We start from the raw sequence: 3,044 nt of genomic DNA, 5'->3' as shown, positions 1-3,044 counted from the left end.
GCAGATATTGCGATTGCCCTGCATGGAATAAGTATCGAATACGCCGGCGACGTATCCCATGAACATGCCGCCATTCAGCGCTTCGGCCACGGTGGCTTCACCGCTTTTATTTTTTACGTAACCGCCGGATTCCGCCAGCAAACCGCTGCCTGAATAAAACCCCGCATTTGCCATTGAGGAAAATAATAAGGCCGCTAAAAAAGAAACCTGTTTAATCATTGCTGCGCATCCTGCCCATTATCAATTCTGAAGTAGTCAAGAATAGCGGCTTTCACGCGAAATAGCCTCGCTTCAGCCGATTTTCAGACAATGGGCAGGGTGGCAACCTTTTACATCAGCGGAAAGGCGCCGCGTCGCCCGCCCCTTCGCGCACCACTTCCGGCGTGGATTCGGTCAGATCGATAACCGTGGTCGGCTGTTGGCCGAGGAAGCCGCCGTGGATCACCAGATCGACCACCTTGCCCAAATGATCGCTGATCTCTTCCGGATCCGACTCGGCAAAATCATTGCCCGGCAGCATCAGGGTGGTGGACATCATCGGTTCGTTCAGCGCCTCCAGCAGCGCCAATGCGATCGGGTTCGACGGCACGCGCAGACCGATGGTTTTGCGCTTTTCATTCATCAGGCGGCGCGGCACTTCTTTGGTCGCTTTCAGAATGAACGTGTAGTGGCCCGGCGTATTGTTTTTGATCAGGCGGAAGGCCGTATTATCGACGTGCGCATAGGTCGACAATTCGGACAGATCGCGGCACATCAGGGTAAAGTTGTGGTTGCCGTCCAGTTGACGGATGCGGCAAATGCGTTCCATCGCCGCCTTCTCTTCCAGCATGCAACCCAGCGCGTAGCCGGAATCGGTGGGATAAACGATCACTCCGCCCTTGCGCAGCACCTCGACCGCCTGGTTAATCAAACGCGGCTGTGGGTTGTCCGGATGAATATAAAAAAGCTGACTCATGACTTGCTCCTAAAATAATGCCCGCGCGCGTTGCCACGCGCGTAAAATCAGACCGCCTGGCCCGGTTGCGGCCAATCGCGCCACACTGGCTCGACGCCGCCCGGCAGCCACAGCTTGCGCCCCAGTTCGATCCACGAACAAGGTTGATGGAAATCAGAGCCTTGCGAGGCCAACAGGTGGTAGTCCTGCGCGTATTTCGCCAGCTGCGCGCGCTCATGCGGCGCCTGCTGACACTGCGCCACTTCCATGGCGTCGCCGCCGTGTTCGGCGAAATGCGCCAGCAAACGTTTCAACCACTTCGCGGTCAGATCATAACGGCCGGGGTGCGCTATCACCGCCTGGCCGCCCGATTGATGAATCGCATCAATGGCTTGTTCTATTGTACACCACTGCGGCGGCACGTAGCCGGTTTTGCCTTTGGCCAGATATTTCTTGAACACCTGCGCCATGTTGTCCGCCACGCCAATCTCCACCAGATAACGGGCGAAATGGCCGCGGGTCACCGCACCGGCCCCCGCCAACCGCTGGGCGCCGGCATAGGCGTCGGGAATGCGCGCTTTACCCAGACGTGCGCCGATCTCCTGCGCGCGCCGATGGCGACGTTCGGTTTGTTCCGCCAATAGCGCCACCAGCGCCGGGTGCGCGACGTCCACGCCCAACCCAACGATATGAATTTCATGATTTTCCCATAGTGTCGAGATTTCCACCCCGTTGACCAGCCGCAGCGGCAACGCCTGCTCCGCAATAGCGGCGGCGGCCTCAGCCAAGCCTGCGGTGGTGTCGTGATCGGTGATCGCCAGCACGCCCACGCGCATCTCTACCGCCCGCAGCACCAGCTGCGTCGGCGTCAGGTAGCCGTCGGAGGCGGTCGTGTGGCTGTGGAGGTCGTACAGAGTAAAAGCGATGGATGGGGGGTTACTGTCTGTCAAAACGGCTATCCGGCAATGGCTTGGTTTTCTATCATACCCGCGATCGGCGGCCGGACGGAAATCTATTCTGCGCCAGGCAGACGATGAATAGAATTCACGCTGACCGCTAAAACATTGTGCAAAAAGAGGGTTGACTTTGCCCTCATGAACCAGTTAACTAGTACGCAAGTTCACGGCAACGGCCGTGTCGGATGAGAGTTAACAAAGAGAGTCTGCAAATGAACACATACATTTCTCTTCACGGTTGGTGGCGTACCTCCCTCTTGCGGGCGGTGTAATCACGCATAGCTGTCATCTGACAATGCAGATTTCCTGAGCCCGCACCTGATGCGGGCTTTTTTATGGACAGAATTCACTGGAACCACCGATGATGAACACCAAACCACAATTGACATTACTGAAGGCGCAGGCCAGCTACCGGGGCGATCCCACCACCCTTTTCCACCAGCTGTGCGGCGCCCGTCCGGCCACCCTGCTGCTGGAGTCGGCGGAAATCAACAGCAAACAGAATCTGCAGAGCCTGCTGGTCATCGACAGCGCGCTGCGCATTACCGCACTGGGCCACACCGTCAGCGTGCAGGCGTTGACCGCCAACGGCGCGGCGCTGCTGCCGCTGCTGGACGAAGCGCTGCCACCTGAAGTCCGCAATCAGGCGCGCCCCAACGGCCGCGAACTGACCTTCCCGGCGATCGACGCGGTGCAGGACGAAGACGCCCGCCTGCGTTCACTGTCGGTGTTCGACGCGCTGCGCACGCTGCTGACCCTGGTGGACTCCCCGGCGGACGAGCGCGAAGCCGTGATGCTGGGCGGCCTGTTCGCCTACGATTTGGTCGCCGGGTTCGAGGACCTGCCGGCACTGCGCCAGGATCAACGCTGCCCGGACTTCTGCTTCTATCTGGCGGAAACCCTGCTGGTGCTGGATCATCAACGCGGCTCGGCCCGTCTGCAGGCCAGCGTCTTCAGTGAGCAGGCGAGTGAAGCGCAGCGTTTGCAGCATCGCCTGGAACAGCTGCAGGCTGAGTTGCAACAACCCCCGCAGCCGATCCCGCACCAAACGCTGGAAAACATGCAGCTGAGCTGTAACCAGAGCGACGAAGAGTACGGCGCGGTGGTCAGCGAGCTGCAGGAAGCGATCCGCCAGGGCGAGATTTTCCAGGTGG

2 protein-coding genes, 2 pseudogenes and 1 other annotated feature are annotated in these 3,044 nt (G+C 59.3%); of the genes and pseudogenes, 1 reads left to right on the top strand and 3 read right to left on the bottom strand.

Annotated elements, in window-relative coordinates:
* From ADK28_RS03475 to rnm, 3 genes and pseudogenes are all read right to left on the bottom strand, one after another.
* Positions 1-219: pseudogene (locus ADK28_RS03475) on the bottom strand (hypothetical protein); the annotation flags it as partial.
* A 115-nt stretch (positions 220-334) separates the two neighbouring features.
* Entirely contained in the window at positions 335-955 is a 621-nt protein-coding gene (locus tag ADK28_RS03470) for an L-threonylcarbamoyladenylate synthase (RefSeq protein WP_016927522.1), read from the bottom strand.
* A 47-nt stretch (positions 956-1,002) separates the two neighbouring features.
* The gene (gene rnm / locus ADK28_RS03465; protein WP_016927521.1) at positions 1,003-1,884 is read right to left on the bottom strand and encodes an RNase RNM; all 882 of its coding nucleotides are present in this window, start codon (positions 1,882-1,884) and stop codon (positions 1,003-1,005) included.
* Between the two features lie 239 nt (positions 1,885-2,123).
* Positions 2,124-2,227 (top strand) — a sequence feature (Trp leader region).
* Positions 2,228-2,251: 24 nt separating this feature from the next.
* Here rnm and ADK28_RS03460 point away from each other — a divergent pair.
* Positions 2,252-3,044 (top strand): annotated as a pseudogene (locus ADK28_RS03460) (anthranilate synthase component I); the annotation flags it as partial.

The organism is Serratia sp. 506_PEND (assembly GCF_001076875.1).
Classification (GTDB): Bacteria; Pseudomonadota; Gammaproteobacteria; order Enterobacterales; family Enterobacteriaceae; genus Serratia; species Serratia marcescens.
Note: the sequence above shows the minus strand (reverse complement) of the source record. Positions and strands in the feature narration are given on the sequence as shown.